The 21,424-nt window shown below is 34.3% G+C and carries 21 protein-coding genes; 1 reads left to right on the top strand and 20 read right to left on the bottom strand.

Annotated features, from left to right (window positions below; genetic code table 11):
- Positions 1-98: 98 nt before the first annotated feature.
- The 9 genes from IQ215_RS07835 to IQ215_RS07795 form a co-directional block, all read right to left on the bottom strand.
- Positions 99-431, bottom strand: a complete 333-nt coding sequence (locus tag IQ215_RS07835; protein WP_193800759.1) for a DUF5615 family PIN-like protein — start codon at positions 429-431, stop codon at positions 99-101.
- Positions 428-652, bottom strand: a complete 225-nt coding sequence (locus IQ215_RS07830; protein ID WP_193800758.1) for a DUF433 domain-containing protein — start codon at positions 650-652, stop codon at positions 428-430. Before IQ215_RS07830 ends, IQ215_RS07835 begins: the two co-directional genes overlap by 4 nt.
- A 169-nt stretch (positions 653-821) precedes the next feature.
- Positions 822-1,937, bottom strand: a complete 1,116-nt coding sequence (locus IQ215_RS07825; protein WP_193800757.1) for a phosphoribosyltransferase-like protein — start codon at positions 1,935-1,937, stop codon at positions 822-824.
- Positions 1,938-1,950: 13 nt separating this feature from the next.
- Positions 1,951-3,246: an ATP-binding protein gene (locus IQ215_RS07820; protein WP_193800756.1), complete on the bottom strand. Its 1,296-nt coding sequence runs from the start codon at positions 3,244-3,246 to the stop codon at positions 1,951-1,953.
- 2 nt (positions 3,247-3,248) lie between these two features.
- Entirely contained in the window at positions 3,249-4,097 is an 849-nt protein-coding gene (locus tag IQ215_RS07815) for a hypothetical protein (protein ID WP_193800755.1), read from the bottom strand.
- A gap of 103 nt (positions 4,098-4,200) precedes the next feature.
- Positions 4,201-8,163 (bottom strand): hypothetical protein, encoded by a 3,963-nt coding sequence (locus IQ215_RS07810; protein WP_193800754.1) that lies wholly within the window; start codon positions 8,161-8,163, stop codon positions 4,201-4,203.
- 265 nt (positions 8,164-8,428) lie between these two features.
- Positions 8,429-8,632, bottom strand: coding sequence for a hypothetical protein (locus tag IQ215_RS07805; protein WP_193800753.1), 204 nt, complete (start codon positions 8,630-8,632; stop codon positions 8,429-8,431).
- Between the two features lie 401 nt (positions 8,633-9,033).
- Entirely contained in the window at positions 9,034-9,867 is an 834-nt protein-coding gene (locus IQ215_RS07800; protein ID WP_193800752.1) for a hypothetical protein, read from the bottom strand.
- Complete coding sequence (locus IQ215_RS07795) at positions 9,860-11,218, bottom strand: GNAT family N-acetyltransferase (protein ID WP_206688544.1); 1,359 nt, start codon at positions 11,216-11,218, stop codon at positions 9,860-9,862. Before IQ215_RS07795 ends, IQ215_RS07800 begins: the two co-directional genes overlap by 8 nt.
- 411 nt (positions 11,219-11,629) lie before the next feature.
- Here IQ215_RS07795 and IQ215_RS07790 point away from each other — a divergent pair.
- A protein-coding gene (locus tag IQ215_RS07790; protein WP_431355526.1) for an IS1 family transposase occupies positions 11,630-12,338 on the top strand; the annotation gives its coding sequence in 2 pieces (ribosomal slippage) (positions 11,630-11,920 and positions 11,922-12,338; 708 coding nt in all).
- A 281-nt stretch (positions 12,339-12,619) separates the two neighbouring features.
- Here the strand turns inward: IQ215_RS07790 and prfB are convergent.
- The 11 genes from prfB to IQ215_RS07735 all read right to left on the bottom strand — a co-directional run bounded on the left by prfB (position 12,620) and on the right by IQ215_RS07735 (position 21,128).
- Positions 12,620-13,724 (bottom strand): peptide chain release factor 2 gene (gene prfB, locus IQ215_RS07785; RefSeq protein ID WP_193800751.1). Its coding sequence is split into 2 segments (ribosomal slippage): positions 12,620-13,651 and positions 13,653-13,724, totalling 1,104 coding nucleotides; the frame shifts between segments, so codons are not numbered across the junction.
- A gap of 124 nt (positions 13,725-13,848) precedes the next feature.
- Positions 13,849-14,361: an NAD(P)H-dependent oxidoreductase gene (locus tag IQ215_RS07780; RefSeq protein WP_193800750.1), complete on the bottom strand. Its 513-nt coding sequence runs from the start codon at positions 14,359-14,361 to the stop codon at positions 13,849-13,851.
- Between the two features lie 149 nt (positions 14,362-14,510).
- Positions 14,511-15,209, bottom strand: a complete 699-nt coding sequence (gene mtnC / locus IQ215_RS07775; protein ID WP_193800749.1) for an acireductone synthase — start codon at positions 15,207-15,209, stop codon at positions 14,511-14,513.
- A gap of 143 nt (positions 15,210-15,352) precedes the next feature.
- A complete protein-coding gene (locus tag IQ215_RS07770) occupies positions 15,353-15,919 on the bottom strand; it encodes a 1,2-dihydroxy-3-keto-5-methylthiopentene dioxygenase (RefSeq protein ID WP_193800748.1) in 567 nt (188 codons plus the stop codon).
- Complete coding sequence (locus IQ215_RS07765) at positions 15,916-16,548, bottom strand: methylthioribulose 1-phosphate dehydratase (RefSeq protein ID WP_206688542.1); 633 nt, start codon at positions 16,546-16,548, stop codon at positions 15,916-15,918. Before IQ215_RS07765 ends, IQ215_RS07770 begins: the two co-directional genes overlap by 4 nt.
- 63 nt (positions 16,549-16,611) lie before the next feature.
- Entirely contained in the window at positions 16,612-17,343 is a 732-nt protein-coding gene (locus IQ215_RS07760; RefSeq protein ID WP_193800747.1) for a hypothetical protein, read from the bottom strand.
- A 206-nt stretch (positions 17,344-17,549) separates the two neighbouring features.
- A complete protein-coding gene (locus tag IQ215_RS07755) occupies positions 17,550-19,565 on the bottom strand; it encodes a ribulose bisphosphate carboxylase small subunit (RefSeq protein WP_193800746.1) in 2,016 nt (671 codons plus the stop codon).
- A gap of 125 nt (positions 19,566-19,690) precedes the next feature.
- Complete coding sequence (locus tag IQ215_RS07750) at positions 19,691-19,999, bottom strand: EutN/CcmL family microcompartment protein (protein WP_193800745.1); 309 nt, start codon at positions 19,997-19,999, stop codon at positions 19,691-19,693.
- A gap of 15 nt (positions 20,000-20,014) precedes the next feature.
- Positions 20,015-20,362 carry a carbon dioxide-concentrating mechanism protein CcmK gene (locus IQ215_RS07745; RefSeq protein ID WP_069790047.1) on the bottom strand — a complete coding sequence of 116 codons (348 nt, stop codon included), beginning with the start codon at positions 20,360-20,362 and terminating at the stop codon, positions 20,015-20,017.
- Between the two features lie 59 nt (positions 20,363-20,421).
- Positions 20,422-20,733 carry a carbon dioxide-concentrating mechanism protein CcmK gene (locus IQ215_RS07740; RefSeq protein ID WP_015221526.1) on the bottom strand — a complete coding sequence of 104 codons (312 nt, stop codon included), beginning with the start codon at positions 20,731-20,733 and terminating at the stop codon, positions 20,422-20,424.
- Between the two features lie 83 nt (positions 20,734-20,816).
- Positions 20,817-21,128: a carbon dioxide-concentrating mechanism protein CcmK gene (locus tag IQ215_RS07735; protein WP_193800744.1), complete on the bottom strand. Its 312-nt coding sequence runs from the start codon at positions 21,126-21,128 to the stop codon at positions 20,817-20,819.
- Between the last annotated feature and the right edge of the window lie 296 nt (positions 21,129-21,424).

Here is a 21,424-nt window from a genome sequence, read left to right as displayed (position 1 = left end):
ACAATAACTCATTAATTGTGAAGATAATGGTTAATTTTATAGGTTTTCATCCCTCAATTCCACCAAAAGGCGATCGCTCTTCCAAAAAACGCTCCCAATTAACTTAATATCAAAATACTTTCTGTTTCACTATTATAAAATTCCCTAATAATGGGAAAATTATCCCTTAGAATTTTTACAATCTTTGAAGTGGGGCTATTGCCAATACGAAGATAGATAAATTTTGGTGGATGACCATATAATAAACTACGTTGGTGAAAATCAGAGTCTTTAGAAACAATCACAAAATCATTAAATTTGGCAAATTCCCAGATAAGAGAATCATCAGTATTGAGGAGGGATAAAGTCTTGACGTGGTGAGAATCGGGATACAAATCAATGATTTTATGAATAATTCGATCTGACAAATTTTCATCTAATAACAATTTCATAAAGATGCCATAAATAATTTTTTCTCTCTATCCGCCGCAAAAGCCAAACAAGCCTTAATATCTTCAGGAGTTAATTCGGAAAAATCTTCAAGAATTTCTGCTTCTGTCATCCCACCTGCTAAATATTCCAAAATATCGTAAACAGTTATACGCATTCCTCGAATACAGGGTTTTCCACTTCGCTTTCCAGATTCTATGGTAATAATATTTTGGTAACTCATAATGACTTTATAATCTTTAATTTTTTGATTATTTTTATCTTATAGTAAATATTGGTTATCAGTGGTGTTCTGAGTTGGTTAGAGTCAGAAATCTCTTAGAAAGTGTGTTACTTTGGGCGATCGTGTTGAAGATATGGCACAGGGCGATCGCTTTTAGCTAATATTCAATTTATTTTGTCTTATAACGGGTAGCACTTGGGGTTTGACTATTTGGAAATAGAGGAATCCAATTATTTTTATCTTCATGAAAAAAAGGCAATGTATTGTTTGGACAACTATAGTAATGACAAGTTAATGAGCCTGATTGATGGTATCCTGTCTCAGCTTTCCCTGATGAACGTGAACAATATTTCTTAATAAAAGTATCATATTCGGTTTCTGTTATTTCGTGGTGTTCAAGTAATTGCATTATTTTTGCATCTTTGTAATAAAACATTTTCTCATAAAAAATAGTTTTACTATTAATAGGAGCATTGATATTATCAAAAGAAAACAATTCAGATTGAACAATATAAAGAAAGACAAAAAAAGACTGTTTATATTTTTGATATTGATCTAATAATTTATTAATCTCTCCGATACATTTTTTAAGTTGATTTCCTGATCCGTTTGTATAATCCATAAAAACAAATACATCTGTTTCCAAATTGGCTTTTTTAAAATGACTTTCTAACGAGTCAAATTTTCTTCCGTCAGGACAACTTGTTTCAGTAAGAACAATTCTTTCATATAATCCCCATAAACGATCTTGACTTTCTACTGATGTTTTTGGTGGAGAGGGAAATCTTGTATATCGAATTACTCTATGTCGTAACCATTTTTCCATTTCTGCCTCAGTTTTTACATTGGCTTTTGCATCTTGATCAAATAATATTCTTAAATTGTCTTTTTCTTTTAGAGTATTAATAAGTTTTTCGTATAAAGTTAATGTTGCACTTTCTGTATCATTTTTAGAAAAAAATTGAAATTTATTAAGTAGTAAATAAGCAATATTTTTATCTAAAGTTGTTTCAAATTGATTAAGCCAATCTTGTATTAATTTCTTCGATATAGTTCCTTCCCAACTAGAAAAGCGATCGTAAAGAGCGTCTATATCATCAAAGATTTTTTCCGAATCAATTTTTCTTTCTGGTGGCAAGATAGAAGAAATTTTTCTTGTGTATGGTAGGACAATATCATTTAATTTTCTTTGATGATTTTTGATTTGAGATACAATATTTTGATGGTTAATAGTATTTTCGTACTTAATAGATGAATAATTTTGCTCTGAGTTTTCTGTTGACATAATAGATTGGATTTTAAAGTCTTTCTCTTGATTTAAAAATTTGCTCAAATACTAAATTTTTGAGAGTGTATCTGTAGGGTCTTTTTCCAAAAAGATCAATATATTTGTTAAATTCATTGATCTCCGATTCATTTTTAGTTTCCAATTTATTTTTGATTTCTTTATCTGCTTTTTTCAATCTATATTCAACTTCCTTCTCTGATAAACCATAAAAATATTCTATAGGACAAGACTGTGTTAAAAGTAAAAGGTCTTGAATTGACTGCTTCCTTCCACCACTGTAAAATAGAATGTTAAAAAAAGCCTCTGCTTCAACTGAGAACTTGTGAACTTCCTTTAATTCTGAAAAATATGCTTCTGCATAAACTCTATAGCTATTGCTAAAAATCCTACGAGCAGTTTCAAGACTAACCGATTGTAACAACGATTCTGCTTCTGCCCAAATTAACTGACAGATAGTTTCTACAAATCGAGGAACACCTCCCGAAACTACCGCAACAAAATCAATAACCTCATCTTCAAAGGGGTAAATTTTATTATTAGGATTTAAAGTAACAGAACTATTTTTTGTTTCTATGTAATCTTTTACTTCTGATGGACGTAAAGACTTTAGAATTTTAAAATTAAACCTCCCTTCCTGTAACTGACGAGCTTCTGACATGATTGCACTATAATATTCTTCGGTTACACTCACACATAATGCCCAACCTGGTCTGGATAAAAATTTTTCAGACAGACTTTGCAAAAAACTTAAAAAATAAGCAATTTCAATGCTTAAATTGGAAAAGAGTGCCTCGACTTCATCAAAAGCAATCAGTATGTGATATTTTTGTGTACGCTTGAGCAATTCAAAAAAAGTATCAAATAGATTTATGAATTCTGTTTCTTCAAATAAAATTCGATCTGATTTTGTTAACAGACCTTTTTTTACTAAATCATCATAAATTTTTAGCAAAATAGCTCCCAAAAGACTTTCAAAATGTTTATCAGGGGTACTTGATGCAGCGACTGGTGTCACTATTTCTTGAAACTTAATAGAAATACACACTCCACTGGTATTGTCAAATTCTTGTGCTATTAAGTTTAGTAGAGTTGTTTTTCCATATCCATACTCTCCTACTAAAAATAAATTGATAGGTCTTCTTATTTTTATTGATTGTTTAACCTCCGCAAGAAGATCCTTAATAAATTGCGTATATACTAATTTTGAGTTATCTTTTTGGTCAATTACCGATGCGGCCGCACCCGAAATGACATAGGGGTTTTGAGCTGATGAAATCTCGTTTCCGTTAACATCTTGATAGGGCATATTTAAACTAAAATAGAAGGTTCTAAGATCTTCATGAATCCATATTGAACTCCTCGAATATTAACTAAATCGATTCCCATATTACGAGCTAGTTGCGATTTAGTAGTTCTTAATTCTATTCGGTGAGTCAGTTGCAACTGAAGTAAGTGTTGCTTAAATTCTTCATCTGTATAATTAGATATTTTTTTGATATGATCAAGTATATTCGCAATTGGTATTAGTCCCAAGCGTTTTTTCGCTAATTCACCATAATTTTGAAGAATAAAACTCATTAATTTTAAATAACTATCTATTTGGATTTTGTCTTGATAAAATCTGTCAAGGTATTCAACGCCAGGAATCCCAACATAACTATAATCACAATGTTTAACTAACATTTGTTGAATTAAAGATCGACTAGGATTTTCTGGTAAATTATGTTTTTCCTTGAGGAAATTTCGATCGCTATTATATTTTCTAATCAATAGTGATTTTTCAGTACACAAATCAGTGAACTTTTCATTAAAGCTATCAATGGAAGAGCTATGTAAACAATCTTTTAAAGTTGGCGTTACGCTAATTACCGAATTGATAGAAATAGATACTTTTTCAGAAGGTGCTGTATCGCTATAAAAAAGATTGTCACTGCTAAATAAATCCAAAACATAAAAACCTGTAAGATAGTTTTTAATAGTAGTCTTAGACTTTGATTTGCCCTTAGTTTTTCCAGTATGAGACATGATCTTGCCAAACAAAGAATTAACCACTGCTTTGAGAGTCTGTCCATTATTGTGGACGAGAGACTCTGTAAACAGTTTCATATCCTCTGGATATTCTTTTGGTAAGTGGAACTTGGGAATAATTTTACTCATACATAGATAAGTTTTTAGGAAAATAGACTAAGCAGTAATATTATCTTATCAGCCTCTAATCTAATATTGTTCCTTCATTTTAGCACTGGCCAATCTATTTGATTTAAAGTCTTCGGCGTAAACTAATCTCTAAACAACCTTTACCATACAAAACCTTAATTTTTTCCCAAAGATTATCATCTTCAGGTATTTGTTCATAAAGTTCAGTAAAAGTAAGTTCATTATTGTTAGAATTAATTATTACTAAAATATCTTCATATTCCGCTTCCAAATGTTCTTCTTTATCAATAGATATATTTTTGTTTTTTTCACTCAATTGGACAATTTTATTAATCTCTTCTTCTAAGATAACTAAATCATCAATGAATTGAGTAATTTTCTGAGGGAAATTATCTAATTCGGTTTTATAAATATTCACTTCTTCTATTAATGAACTAAAGTCAGCCTCTCCTTTTTGACTGACAAAGTTTAGATCATTATCTAATTTATTTACTCTGTTATTTTCTATGTCAATCCATTTTTTGCTCTTGTCAATAAACACCTGTTTTAAAGTTTGATAAGATTCTTCCTCATGTTCACTATCAAATCTACATAAATAACTTAATTGATAATCTTTATTGTCTAAATCATCAATTTTTTTCAGTAAATATTCATAGTCAGAGACACATTTATTAAATGATTCTCTCTGAATTTTTTGTTGACTATTTAGTTTTTCTTCTAATTCTAATAAAGGAAGTTCTAATTGTTTTGCACAGGGAAAACTTTCTAGCTCATTATGATTAAAATGGGTAACAACTGGATCTATAAAGTCATCATAATAATTTTTTAATAAATCAGGATAATTTATTAACTTTTGGCGTACAATACCTGCATGAGTAAGAATAATTCGCCAATCTTCTAACCCTGAAACTAATAAATTAAGTTTCGTTGTTTCTGTTTGATATATATCTATTTTTTGATTAACTTCTTCTAATATTTGATGTAAATTAATTATTTTATCTTCTGAAATAGCTAATAAATTAACTAAATCAAAGCATTTTTTCTCCCAATCATTAACAAGCCTTTGTAACTGTTTTCGATATTTTTCAAGGCAAGTTTCTAGCTCACTATTACCGACTAACTCCTGATCTATTTTAGAATGGTTAAACTGTTTAGCTAATTGTTTTAGTTCAGTTTTTAACTCATTCGTTTTATTTGATAATAGTAAATATTTTTGTTCGTTCCATTGTTGTTTCTGCTGTTGTAAATCTTGAATTAAAGTTTGAGTTTTTAATAAATTAATTTCTAAAATCTCTTCTTTATTACTATAATTAACATCCTTTTCTGCAAATAGATTAAATTGATTTAAAGAATCAGTATCACTATTTAAAGATTGATTAATTAATAACAAAGTCTTTTGAGCTTCTTGTAAACTTGTATCAATCTTATTTAACTCTTGATCTTCCTTAAAAACTGTTAATAATTCTGTTATTTCTTCTTGCAATTTACTTAACTGAGTTTCTAACAAAATTGGTTCTAAATCAACGATTGCCTGTATAATTATGCCTTCTGATTTATTCCAGTTTAGATCTTTTCTTATTTCTAAAATATTTAGGGCTTCGTCTAATTCTTCTGATAAATAACCTAATTTTTCTATTTTTGTTGCTAACTGCTCATAACTAATAAATTTTAACTCCCTATCTTTAATTTTTGTTATTTCTCCTAAATCATATAAATGTTTTTTGATAGTAAGCTCTAAGGGATGTTCTGTAAATTTAATCTGAGAAATTTGATTAGCTTTTCCTGCTAGTTTATATTCACCTACAAATTTTAAGTCTTTTAAAGTACCTAAAACGCTAGGCATTCCTGAAGCTGTTACCTCAAATATATTTTCTAATTCTGTTTTTTCAACTGTTAATATTTGATGCCCTTTACGAACAACTAAAGGAATTTTATCTAAGACTATTTTATATTTAACTAAACTAGAATTTAAACTCTTATAAAAGGAAGAATAATCAGTAAATAAAGTTTGACATTGTTGATAAAAGACAGATTCAACGAATTTAGTTTCTGAACCAATAATATTATTCAAGCCCCGAATATTCCAGTTTTCAGCATTAATAAAAAGTAAACGAATAGCATATTGATGACACTCTCGACGGTGATATTCTAAACGATCGCGATCGCTTTTACTAATATCAGGATTTTCCTTTAACCAATCTTTAATAAACAAAGATAAATTCAGCAAAGTTAACACTGTACATTGTTCTGCGGTAATTACCTTACTTAATAAACCAAAAGAGAGAGGATAACCATTAGCGAAACCATTATTTAATCTTAAATTAAAGTCAACTTGATTTGTACCTGCTATAGACAATAATTGAGGTGGTGTTTCGGAATCATCATTGTCATCGTGGAGATAAAACCGCCAATCTAAATGGGTGGATTCAGGCGATCGAAATTGCATTAAATTATTATCAGCATGAGGTACACTAATAACAATAGAACGATTAGGAAATTGACTTTGATAACGTTGGGGAGAACCTAAAATAAAGTTATACCATGCGTAACAATCTTCAAACCATTTACTTTTACGCCAACTCCAATTACTTTTAGAAGCAGGAAATAATAACGGCAAAATATAGTCTCGAAAACAAAAGACGGCATTTTCTTTTTTCTGCTGGTTACTCCATTCTCGAAACCATCGCTTACGGAAGCTATTGAGAACTTTATCAACTACGGTGGGTTTATTGGTTTGACTAATCGCCTCTAAAGCATAAAGATTTTTTTCTACTTGCAGAATATGGATACCATAAAGATTTTCGTCATCAACTATATCCCTAAGACTCTTATTCATGCCTAAACTTTCTGCCATATCCTCAGATAAACCATCAGGAAACATGGCTAACAATCTAACTATTTGCTTTCCTTGAGGATGATTATAAACGGCAGGTAATTGTTCTAATGTTTGTATTGCTAAGTTGATGCGATATTGTTGTGTGCCATAAAATTGCACTTGTCCATTGAAATAATCTTCACTTAAATCAAGGGGTGTATAAGCTCTTTTTTGCTTTACTGCAACAGTAACTAATCTTTTTAAAACTTCTACAGTGGTGCGAGGTGCATTACTTAAATCTTTGCGATCGCATATCTGTCCTAAACTGTCAATAGTGGCAGGATGAGCTAATTTTTTACCATCATTCGGATTATCTAAAAATTTATCACATAAAAACTGCCAAAGTTCCACAGGAAAATCAGCCGTATAAGCATCAGCTAAACGCAGAGACACTTTTTGTTCTCGCATACGATGAATTATATCCCCTGCTTGTTCGGAGATCGCCGACTCAGTAGGATCTGTTGGCATACTTAAGATTAAGCCTACAGGAGTTGTACCTAATGCCCTCATCCCTTTAACTAAATCACTTAAAACCTGAATTCTGACACTTGCCCCTTCCTCTGTACGCAAAAATTCCTGTATTTCATCGGCAAAGACAACTAACCCTTTAAAACCTGCTTTGATAATAAGAGGTAAACATTCTTGCCAAAATCCTAAAACACTATTGGTGTTAGTGGTATCAGTTTTTAAATCTTCTTGAATAATTTGTAGAGCTTTTTTCGGGGAAATTTTATATTTTTGGGCTAATTCTTCGGCTCTAATTTCTTGAGATTTTAAACGATATTTACTATATAAATCTTCTAATTCAACAATTAATTCAGTTTTCTTTAACTTTTGTAAACTGTATTTAATCCAACCATAACAAGCAGTAATAATATCAGCTAACTCTTTAAATTTGAAAGGAGGAATTGTCAAAATTTTTTCTTCTTGACACACTTGCCATAAATAAACCAAAGTGGCAGTTTTACCATAACCAAAATCGGCACTTAAATAACCATTGACGGGATTTTTGCCGGTAATTAGCTCAATTAACTGATTTTTAAGATTAACAACAGAATATATTGGTTCGTAAGAATTGGCGTATATTTGATAAATGCGATCGACTTCTTGAGGATTATCTAATATTTGATTAGGACTAAAAGTATCGATAATTGCTTTAATTGAATCTAGTTGTTTAAGTAAACGTTTCATATACCCATTATTTTAGATCATATATATTCTACTCTGTTAGGCGTTGGAGAAACGATCCAGCAATTCTCATTTTGACCTAAAGCCAAATTTTCCGAGTCTGTGTTCAACGAAGGAATAAACCTTTTAGAGATATTTATTGCAACCATTGTCAATAAAACTGGCTCAAAATTCCATAATGAGAATTGCTGGAAACGATCATCGACCCTCCAACAAATGACTGTTAGAAACTAATTTTACTTAGATAGATGTAAAGCAACAAAGTGGATTAATCATATACTATGTCCGCATTTTCTATAGTGTAATCAATAATTTCCCTATTATTTTTGTTGATACTACCATTAACTTCCGCTTCGATAGGAAATTGACTAGACAAAGTTATATTACCGCTAAAATAAATATATTCTTTTGTTTCTTCAACAATATCTAAATCATAATCACCTAAATCGTAATCTCCGTTAGTTTCTGCCATCAACCCAGTTATTTTATCATCATCATTTATTAGTTAAATCGCAAAATCATAAATTAAGTCGTCTAATATTTCTCGACTATTCATCTTTCCTCTGAATTTGATTCTTTAATTTAAACTATATCTTTATTATTTGTAACTATAACGAGTTTTATTAGTATGTTCTAAATAGAATCTTCTTTTTTCAGTAATATTGCATTCCACATCCCAAAGTCATTCCAAGATTTAAGTTCTTTTTGACAAATCTGACAATTAACATGATCTTTATCTCGACAAGGTAGTTCAGTAAATGTCAGCCTATACAGAGATTTGCACTTAGAACAGGTAATTTCCTTAGTACAACACATAGATTTTAAATTTATCTCTTTAAAAATATACCGCGGTTGATCATAACATATTTTTATTTAGATTAAATCTCTCCATTCAGGTGATTTAGTTAACATAACCCATTGTCCATAACCACCTTGATAACCCCAATCAAAACATCCACCCTGATCATAATTATAAGTACGTTTAGCATCATCTAAACTATTATCTAAACCACTAGAATCTAATAACAACATTTGACAAATTCTATTTTTAATTTCTTCTCGTAAAAAAATCTTAGTGCCATAAGTTTTACTATCTTGTTGATATACAGCATCAACCGCTTTGAGAAAAATAGGTGCGGGGCAAAAATAACGGAGACAGAAACGCTCTGAATTGCTATCAGATTCTAAAACAGAGGTCGATAAACTTCGTAACCAATTTAAAACCCCTGTTAAACTACTACCACTAAAAGCAATTTCATTTTCTGGTAAAGCAAACTTCATCGAAGCCGTGCTAATTACTTCACTAACTATACGTTTTTTTTCTTCTGATGATAAAATTACCTCTTTTCTTAACCATAATTGTTGAACTATAGTGGCATAAACCCACGAAAATCGAGCTAAAGAATCTTGATGATGTAAATTATATATTTGTAAATGAAAAAAATCCCCCAAAAAATCTGGAGCTATTTGTTGAATATCTGCGGCAATATGTCCTTCTTCGGTTAACTGGGTAGGAGATGTTTTGCTTAATATTTCTATATTTCTCAAAAAAGGAAATATAACACCTTTTAATACGGTAGATTTAACTTGACAGAGATTAGCTAATTCTTCTAAATCAGTTCCTCCATATTTAAAAAAGTCTAAAATACTAATAACTCTTGGCATAGTGGTATTTTGTTGAATATGCCATGTAACTTTTCTAGTCATTATTTGAGTCTAGGGTATCTAACCAAGATGCTAAATTGTGCATTATACGATGATTCCTGCTGGTTCTTAGCATATCAAGATCTCGACAAAAATAACAGTCATGGTTAGTTTTTTGTTTGAGCTTTTCTAATCCTTTTGTGGTGGTTTCAATGCCTTTTCTGACAGTTACCTGAATTTGAGAAGTATGAGGAAAAAATATACTACCAAAACCACCAGCTTTCCACCATGTTGTACTATCTAATGTATGAGGAACTATATTATTTCTTAACAGTCGATTATAACTATTTGGTCCACCAATCCCAAAACAATGAACTTGAAGATTATGCTCTTTAGCAGTATCGACAACGGTTTTGAATAATCTTAAACTAGATTCTGACAACATATTAACACTACCATTAGGACCTGATGTGCCAAAAGAGCCAAAACCAATTCTGGTTACTCCCATATTGATATAGGCTTCTAAACAACGATTTATTTGACTTAAACTATGCCCTTGAACAGGTGCGATCGCTCTTTGTTGAATATAGTCAGGCATCTTGTCAAAAAAATGTTGACATTGATAGATTGTTTCTGACACTTTATACTCAATTATTTCTTCACTATCAGAAGATAATGGCACTATGTCAGGTAAAACATAGCCATCTGCCCACTGATTATTTAGATAAAAATTTTCTAAGAAACTGAGTAATTCTTCATAAGTTTTTTTTCCTTGTTGTACTTGATAAGCACCACAATCGAGCCAAACATTTTCTACTTGATTTTTTTCTTTGAGATTTTTAAAATAATCCGTAGCTGAGGGAGGAGAAGAAATAGGTGAAAATAAAACATGGGCAAAGGGATTTCTCGAATCTTGATTTTTCTGCCAAAGTTTTCTTAAACCTTCAACTTCAGAACGTCCTGCACTTAAGGATGCAATAAAACGGGGCTTTATCACTTCACTCTTAAATAACTTTTTCTCCCATACCACAAGCGATCGTTTTTTCCCTGCTTCAATGGCAACTCTTGTAAAACCTAAATGGTGATAAAAACCATTGGCAGTCAAATCAACAGGGCATTTTAACCTTAATTTTTTTATTCCACATTCCAAAGAATATGCTTCCCAAGTAGAAACTAATTTTCGTCCAATACCTTGTTCTCTACAACTCTTATCTACACAAAGATGATATAAAGTAGAAATATTGTCTTTACGATGGTGAAAATGTAAAAATCCCTCTGAGCAATAAATAATTTCTTTAACTTTTATTGCCTCTTCTATGGTTTTTCGAACAATAAAACCTAATTCATGGCGATGAGAATCCGCTAGTAATTTTATTGATTGAGTATCTGATTCAGTGGCGAAGTGGCAAAGCAATTTAAATAATAGTTTCCTAATTTTCCAAATATTTTTTAGAGTAGACTTCTATTTTAAGATATTCTGTGACGGATGGTTATATGAAGTGATAAACTTATCCCATGATTTATGATGAAATCTAAAAACTTAAGAGACACATTTTTATACTACTTTTTTCCTTTTCATCATATCCTTATTTAGCAATGCCACTTTCCCCAAATAGTTACTAAAACACATTTAGATATATGTAGTTATTAATTTACCAACTTTTTTATTGTTAATTGTTTTACAATATTTTTTAAAAATTCAATCTTATCCAAATTTACCAACTTTATTTTTTGAATAATTAAATCTTATAAGGGTGTGATAGTACTTTGGTAGTCCTATAAATGTAAGGATAATAGAAAAAAAGAAGCAAAAAGTCTCCTTAAAATGCCTCACTGCCCAAACTGCCAGTCCACAAAAGTAGTAAAAAATGGTCGCATCCACAATGGCAAGCAGAACCATAAATGCCGTGATTGTGGTCGCCAATTTGTCGAGAATCCTCAACAGAAAATAATCTCCCCTGAAACAAAGCAGCTGATTGACAAGCTCCTGCTTGAAAAGCTCCCTCTAGCTGGTATTGCTCGAGTCAGTGATATTTCTGAGCCTTGGCTACAAAACTATGTCAATCAGAAATATGAAGCTATACCCCAGCACGTGCATATTTCCTCAAAAAAAAGGGCGATTAACAATTCAATGCGATGAGATGTGGTCTTTTGTGGGGAATAAACAGCAACAATGTTGGATTTGGTTAGCTTTGGATGTCGATACCCGTGAGATTGTGGGACTTTATGTCGGAGACCGTTCTGAGTTAGGAGCAAAACACTTGTGGGCATCTTTGCTTCCAGTCTATCGTCAATGTGCTATGGCTTATACGGACTTCTGGCAAGCTTATGGTGTGGTCTTTCCGAGCAAACGTCATCTAGCAGTGGGAAAACAGACGGGTCAGACCAACTACATTGAGCGTTTTAACGGCACTCTACGCCAGAGAGTCTCATGTCTGGTCAGAAGAACTTTATCTTTTTCTAAGAAGATAGAGAATCACGTTGGTGCTATCTGGCTTTTTGTCCATCACTACAATTCATTCTTATCCCTTTAGGACTATCAAATTATCTTTGGATTAAGTTTAAATCAATATTTTGTTCTAATAATTTACAGTAAAATATATAACTTTATTTCTATAACTTTAGTATCTGTGGCATATAATCAACTTAGTGTATTGGGTAATTATACAACTTTATTTTTTTTTAAAGCAAAAAAAAGTAACGAGAGTCATGGTTTATAGAGTATGAAATTATAAAACTTTATTACGCCGTTACATTAGCACTCCTTAAGAATCGCATTTAGCACTCCTTAAGAATTGAAGACTTAAATTTTTCCCTAAATTGCAGTTTTGAGGTATGCTTCAATGAAATCGTCTAAGTCTCCATCCATAACATTATCAATGGCCGTGGTTTCCACATTAGTGCGTAAATCCTTAACCATCTGATAAGGGTGAAATACATAATTACGAATCTGCATTCCCCAAGCTGCCTCCACAATATCGCCCCTTATTTCAGCAATTTCCCTAATTTTTTGCTCCTGGGCAATTACCAATAGTTTGGCTTTTAGTATAGCAAGGGCTTTCTCTTTGTTTTGTAATTGCGATCGCTCCTGGGTACACCTTACGGCAATGCCTGTGGGTAAATGTACCACCCTTACTGCCGTTTCCACCTTATTGACATTTTGTCCACCTTTGCCCCCCGCCCGGGAAGTCGTAATTTCCAAATCCTTATCAGGAATTTCCACATTAATAGCCTCATTTTCCAATAAAGGCATCACATCCACCCCCGCAAAACTGGTTTGTCTTTTACCGTTAGCATTAAAAGGAGAGATTCTCACTAAGCGATGAGTGCCTTTTTCACCCCTCAAATAACCAAAAGCATAACGCCCCTCAATTTCGAGGGTAACAGACTTAATTCCCGCCTCATCTCCTTCCGACATATCCGTTAAAGTAACCTTATAGCCCTGATTTTCACTCCAACGACTATACATCCTCAATAACATTTGCGCCCAATCTTGAGCATCCGTGCCTCCTGCCCCTGCATTAATAGTCAACACTGCCCCTTTTTGATCGTAAACCCCACTGAGTAACTTACGCAACTCCCAGCGGTCTAATTCTTGGGCAAGATGACTTAAATTATTTTCTGCCTCGGTAAATAACTCTAAATCTTCTTCCTCTAGTTCCAACAATTCCACAATAGCTTTAGTATCTTCTAAAGATTTTTGCCACTGATTAACTTGAGTAAGGGAGGATTTTAATTCGTTTAAATCTTGGAGAATTTTTTGAGCCTCATCGGCGTTATCCCAGAAACTGGGCTGACTTGCCACTTGCTCTAAGTCATGAATATTAGCTTTAAGATTGGGTATGTCAAAGATAGTCCTGAGTGTCACTCAGGCGCTCTGTTATTACAGTTATTTCTCTTTTTAAATCTGCTAATTCCATTCTGTTGTGTAGATACTTTTTTTAGTTTTATCGGTGTAGCTAAAAATTTAGTATAACTCAGTTTGTATTTTGAGTCTAGGTTGATTTGCTTAAATCTAAAAAACAATAACCCATGGAGTTTTTTTTAAACTGTGTGAGTTTTCCAGCTTACTAATTGTTTAATTACCTCTTGGGCTGATTCTGGGTTAAAGGGTTTACCACCGTTAGTTAAAATAGTTCTACCCACTACATTCATCCCGATATATGATAGTTGATTTCTCATAGATAATAGTACATATTGCCCCCCTCCTCCGCTATGGGTAGCAATGGCCGCTGGTTTACCGTTAAAACATCCTCGCCAATTTTCTGAACTGACGCTCAGCCATGCGATCGCACTTGTTAAACTAGGGGGAATACCGCCGTTATATTCGGGAGCAACAAATATCATTCCTTCACTGTGGGTGATGGTATCGTTGAGTTGTTTTACTTTGGAGGGAATACCTAATTTTTCTTGATTTGCAGGAGTATAAAGGGGTAAATCTTCGGCCACTAAATCAATGATTTGGGTTTCGTTTCCCATATCCATGGCAATTTTTTTAATTTGCTTGGCAAGGGCTAAATTTTTATTGTTACTGGCTATAATAATTGAAATTTTCACGATTTACCTAATAATATGTAACTACTAATAATTATATCATTTATTATTTAGAGTCAACTAAGTATCAAACAATACCTATTAAGTTTGAATCTAGATTAATGTTTCATTTAGTTATAGAATACAAAGCTAATGATTAATATTTAATAAATTTAAATAAGATTAATATCTTGAAAATCTCTAACTATTCTATGGGATTGATTTTGTTGGTTAACTTCTCTAAATTCTTCTGGATCTCTTATTACCCATATGGTTTTCATTCCTGCTTTTCTTGCAGAAATTATTTCCTTTTCTATGTCTGATAAAAATAGTATTTCTTGAGGTAAAAAGCCCATTTGTTCTGATATTAATAAATAGGAATTAACCTCTTGTTTATAGCCAATATTAGTATCAAAAAAGCCTGAAAATAAGTTGAGTATGTTACCATAATCTGAGTAGCCAAAAAATAATTTTTGAGCATATACAGAACCAGAAGAATATATATATATAGGGATATTTTGCCCATGCCATTGGGTTAATTTATCATAAGCATCTGGATAAATATGAGCTTGATAATCACCATTTTTATATCCCTTTTCCCAGATCATTCCTTGTAATTCTTTGAGGGGGGTTAATTTGCGATCGCCCTTAATCCATTCCCTTAAAATCTCTGCAATTTGACGAGGTTGACAACCATCTTTTAACCCTTCTAACTCACATACAGCCCTCACTTGTTCATAAACAAGATCATTATTAAAATGTTGAATGAGAAAATTTTCAATTTCTTGATAAGCATAGGGAAATAACACATCTTTAACAAAAGAAATAGAGCTAGTAGTTCCCTCAATATCGGTTAAAATTGCTTTAATCATAAGAAAAATTAGGATTTAAAGTATGACTGAATAATGAGATACATTACAATAAAAATAACGACAAAATTTAATAATAAAAAAATTAATTACCATTGCCTATTCCCCGCCACAAAAAATCATATCTAAGTTAAGCAAAGCCAGATTTAGTTTTCAAGACGAGAAAATTTTGAAGCAATATTTGAACCAGTAAAATTAGCAACCCATCCTTGAGGATTATTAAAAAGACGAATGGCAATAAAATTAGGATTAGGCCCCATATCAAACCAATGGGGGGTGTTAGCAGGTACACTAATTAAATCTCCCTTGGTGCATAACACCTCGAACACCTTATCATGAAGGTGTAAACTAAATAAACCCTCCCCGGCCACAAAAAAGCGCACCTCATCTTCACTGTGGGTATGCTCATTTAAAAATTTTTCTCTAAAAGCCTCTTTATTAGGATTATCACTGGTTAAACTAACCACATCCACCGCCTGATAACCAGCTTCTTTGATTAATCGTTGTACATCTTCATTATAACCCTGCAAAACTTCCCCTTGACTAGCCCCTAACTTAATCTCGTCATTAGTTTGCCATTGCTCAAATTTTACCCCTACCTGTTGGAGATGATAAATAATTTTGTCTATTTTATCCGCAGAATTAGTTATTTCCTCACTATCAAAAAGTGCTTCGGTAGGGTTGTTATCATCAAATATCTTTAAGCTAGTCATCTTCTTCCTGTAATTTTGATCATTTCCAATTCACACTCCATTAGATATTCTATCGCTTCTAAGTGTCTAAGGGCGCTGTTAATATCCTTACCCCATGTATAAACCCCATGCCCTCTAATTAAATATCCCCAGCAGGGATTACCTTTATCTAAATATGCAATAACTTCTTGGGCAAGACTAGGAATATCTTGACTATTATCGAAAATGGGAATAGTGATATTACTTTCATGGGTGTTGATACCTGTGAAGGCTTTTTGCAATTCATAACCTTCTATCTGCCAATAGGGTTGATCAATTAACCTACTCAATATTGTACTGTTAAGGGAGTGGGTATGAAGTATCGAGCCAATTTCTGCATCTCTTTGATATAAGGTAGTATGTAGCAAAGTCTCCGCCGATGGTTTTTTATTATCCACTGGCACACCATCAAAATCCACCACCATAATATCATCAGGGGTTAATCTACCTTTATGCTTTCCTGATACGGTAATGGCACACAGATTATTACCCACTACATGGGAAAAGTTACTACTCGTAGCGGGAGTCCATCCTTTACTATCAAGAAAGGTAGCAGTTTGAATAATGGCTTCACTTGCTTTGTGAAACTCATCCACGGAATATGTATTCAATGTTTTATCAAGGGAAAATCAAAGTAACTAATATATTTTACCCATATGGGGCAATTATTTACTTTAGGTTTGTTGGGGAGGGATGTTTTTTTCCGGAAATAGGGTGACGAATAGTCTATTGATATATACTTGCCCTGCTACTTCTTTATTATCGGTTTTCATTATACCCCAAGGGTCATCATCGGTTTTGATGGGAGGTTGTTTTTCGTCTTGATTATAGTTACTTGGAGAATTTTGGGGGAGGTGATTTTCTGTTTCTTGGGGAATAGGGTTAACTGATTGTACTTGATTTCGATATTTATTGAGATGTTGTTGTTGTTTGATGGCGTCGGATTTGGCTTTGTCTAACTCTTGATTTTCCGTTGGGGTTGTGGTTTCTTCTGAGTTATTTTCGTTGGTGTCTAGGGTTTCGGTAATAGGCTTACTTTCTATGGTAACAGTTCTGGAGCGATCGCCCTTAACCGTGCCAGAGGGAATAACACTCAAAGGCTCAATATCTACATTATATATGGTTACCGCCGAACCAATGGAAACTTGATTACCGATGATACATTGTCCAAAAATAAGACAACCTGCCCCTAAAATAGCATTGGCTTTAATTTCGATGGTAGCCTCAGGAAAAGCCGTCACAATCGAACCCATGCCCAAGCATACTCCACTATGAATAATGATTTTTGCCCCTTCTGGTGCATTGATAATCACACCGTCAGCAATTACCGCACTATCATCAATGGTGACATCGCCTCGGATTTGGATATTTTTACTGGTGCTGGGTTGCAGAATGGGTAATGACATTCGAGCTATTTTTTTGAACTTTTTTTAAAAGAATTAAAACTACTTATTATTTTTAGTAATTATTAATATAAATATAAAATGGTATATTTTATAGATAAAATAAGATTAAATTTATTTTTTATGAATATACTTTTATTTTTTTTGAAATAATTTCCCCCTCTTTTAATAAGTAGTAAATAAAGACCACAAGAGAGGGAAAAAAACAACTATGGGCGCTGGATAATGGCTTCAGCTACACGTTTTCTGGCTTCGGTATCGATACCAATCATGCGGACATATTCCCCATCATGATCCTGTAAACAACCCTCTAAAGCTCTGATCACTTCAGATTCGTTGGTACTGTTAATGGGGGCGCAACTCTGCCAAGATTTAGCTTTGAAACGTCTTACGGTGGCGTGTTCAGTGCCAATTTTGTAGCCTTGGGACAGGAGCGATCGCAACTGCTTAAGTACATCATCCCCTAAACGACTACTAACGGTATGTCCATTACGACCATTAGAAGAAGTTGCAGGGGCAGGACGACTAGCACCACTAGCACGGGAAGCAGGAGCCACCGTTTGAGCCTCACGGCTTTCCCCGGGGCGCTGGATCATCATTTCCAACACACGGCGTTTGGCCTCGGTGTCAATACCAATCATGCGCACATACTCCCCAGCATGATCCTTCATACAACCTTCTAAGGCCGTCAAAACATCCCTTTCATTGGTTGCCTTAATGGGGGAACAACTTTTCCAAGACTTTGCCTTAAAGTGACGTATATCAGCGTGTTCCGTGCCAATCTGATAACCTTGGCTTAATAAAGAGCGCACCTGTTGCACCGCATCCGCACTTAAGCTAGTGGTTACAGAGCCACCACCATTACCATTGTGACGGGCAGGGGCAGAACTTCCATTACTACTTACCGAGGCCGATTCCCCGGGGCGCTGGATGATGGTTTGGGAAACCCTTTTTTTGGCTTGAGGATCAACCCCAATAATACGTACATACTCCCCATCAAACTCTTTTAAATAGCCCTGTAAGGTTTTAACCGCTTCATTAACAGAATTAGTGGTAATACTGGGGGCAGTGATCCAAGATTTCGCCTTGAAGCGACGAATATCAGCGTGTTCCACCCCAATATTATAACCGCCTTGTACGAGCGATCGCACCTCCCCACTAATATCAGTACCATTAGCAGCCACCACAGAAGCACCACCACCATTATTAGTTGCCTGAGCCACCGCAGGAGCTACAGAAGTAGCATTTAAACGGGAAGGTTGACCAGGGGTATCATCGGGGCGCTGGATAATAATTTCCGCTACCCTTGCCTTAGCCTCAGTATCAACCCCAATCAAACGAACATATTCCCCTTGGTGTTCATTTAAAAAACTTTCCAACCCTGCCAAAACTTGAGCTTCTTGGGTAGCATTATTAAGAGAACCAGTCAACCAAGACTTGGTTTTAAAACGACGCACACTAGCATACTCTACTCCAATTTTATAACCCTGTCTGAGTAGAGAACGAACTTGATTTACTATATCTGTATTTAAACTCATATTAGTTACTGATTGATAACTATTATTATCTTGATTATTATTATGATTAGAAGAAACAGGAGAATTCTGAGTACGGAAATTAGTGATACAAGCATGATTTTCAGCACAAAGATAACCCTGCGCTAAAGCCTCATTAATATGAACCACATGGGAAGCAAATTCGAGATCCTCCGGTTGAACATCAGGAAGACGATCCGCTTGTTGTTGATTCGTAATAATTGAACCCGAAGGAACATACTTCCCGGGGGGAATCTCCACATCCTGAATTAAGGCGTGCATCATCACAATGCAACCTTCACCAACTCTGGCATTAAAAATTGTGGAACGAAACCCAATAAAACAATTATTACCCACATAGGCAGGTCCATGGATTAAACATAAATGAGTAATACAGCTTTCCTTACCAATCCATACGGAATAATCTTTGCCGTCATCTCCCCTAACTCTACCTTGTTCTAAACCATGAATTACTACCCCATCTTGAATATTGCTATCATCACCAATATAAAAGGGTGTACCTTCGTCGGCACGAATAGAAGTACCAGGGGCCACCATCACATGGGAACCCACCTTCACATCACCGATTAGATTAGAAAAAGAGTGAACATAGGCAGTTTCATCTACCCTCGGTTCAGCTAAATCCTTAGACCAAGGAGTAGGGGGCGCTGCCATTTTAGGGACGCGCATGAAAACCTCCATTTTTTATACTACGAAATGTTCTGAAAGGACAAAAGAGGTTAACCAGTCCCCTATGATTATTAGTTAGTCTCCTTGTCCTCGACTTTTATTTAAGAAAGGGAAAAGGTAGTAGATTAATACATTCTTTCGGCATCTTTTTTGCTGTAAAGCATTCCTGAAGCCACTGTTACCGTATCAATAATCCCTACCACCATGGCATCTACCGGACGATTTTCCTGCCCTGTTTCCTTTCTCGCCGCACTGCCCCTAGTTAGTAAAACCCATTCATTGATTCCTGCACCGACTGTATCCCCCGCCACTTCATAGGTAGGCAGTAAATTACCTTCAGCGTCTATGAGTTGAACCAAAAGAAGTTTTACCCCCGTCAAATTTCTTGACTTAAGATTACTAACGACCGTACCGCATACTTGAGCTATTTGCACTTGATTAACCTAAAATTATGGTCTTCTGTTGCCGCCTAAAGGACGAGGATTGATGCTTTCTCTGAATTGTTCCACTTCTTCGGTATAGCGAATGGGTAATACATATTCGAGGTTTTCATGGGGACGAGCGATGATATGGTGGGATAATACCTGACCACCATTTACCCGTTTTACATTGTCAATACCCGCAGAAATTGACGCTTGTACTTCGGATACATCTCCTCTGACGATAACAGTCACACGACCACTACCGATTTTTTCATAACCCACAAGGGTTACACGGGCAGCTTTCACCATGGCATCAGCGGCTTCTACCACTGCGGGAAACCCTAAGGTTTCAATCATTCCTACTGCAATTGACATAATCGTTACTTTTTTTTGTTTTGACTGACACTATGATGTTTATAGGTAGCTATCTAAAATTAATAACTACGGAATTGCTCAACTTCCTCGGTGTAACGGATAGGTAGTACATATTCGAGGTTTTCGTGGGGACGAGCAATGATATGGGTAGAGAGTACCTGACCGCCGTTGACTCTGTTTGCTCCTTCGATTCCCGCGGCGATGGAGGCTTGTACTTCGGATACATCTCCTCTGACGATAACAGTCACACGACCACTACCGATTTTTTCATAACCCACAAGGGTTACACGGGCAGCCTTTACCATGGAGTCAGCGGCTTCTACTACGGCGGGGAAACCTAAGGTTTCAATCATTCCTACTGCAATTGACATAATTAATTTTTCCTATTTTTGTGATTTTCTATGAATTTTAAGTTAAAACTACTTATTTTAGGTAGTTAGATTAAGATTGTCTTTTAATAACTACGGAATTGTTCTACTTCTTCGGTATAACGAATGGGTAGTACATATTCGAGGTTTTCATGGGGACGAGCAATAATATGGGTGGAAAGAACTTCTCCACCATTGACGCTATTTGCTCTTTCAATCCCAGCGGCGACGGATGCCTGTACTTCGGATACGTCTCCTCTAACAATTACGGTTACACGACCACTACCGATTTTTTCATAACCCACAAGGGTTACACGAGCGGCTTTCACCATGGCATCAGCAGCTTCTACTACTGCGGGAAACCCTAAGGTTTCAATCATTCCTACTGCAATTGACATTTTTGGTTTTTGTTATCTCCTAATTCTGCACTTTGTTAAAATTATCTTTTTAGCAGTTCTTATGTACTACTTTGTTGGACGGCCGATCCCTTAATGATGGGAAAAATCCATTTGGACAAAAAAAACTCAGAAAGTTTTATTTTTTGTCGATAATTTTATTTTGATGTCAGAATTTTAATTTTTATCTAACATAAGCATAAACAAGGGTGGTACGTTTGACAAGATAAAGGATGATGATATTTATTAATCTTTTCCTTAATGATTTTTAATAACTCTTATTTGTATTGATAATAATT

Source organism: Cyanobacterium stanieri LEGE 03274 (genome assembly GCF_015207825.1).
In the GTDB taxonomy this organism is placed as follows: domain Bacteria; phylum Cyanobacteriota; class Cyanobacteriia; order Cyanobacteriales; family Cyanobacteriaceae; genus Cyanobacterium; species Cyanobacterium stanieri_B.
This window is presented reverse-complemented; position numbering and strand designations above follow the sequence as displayed.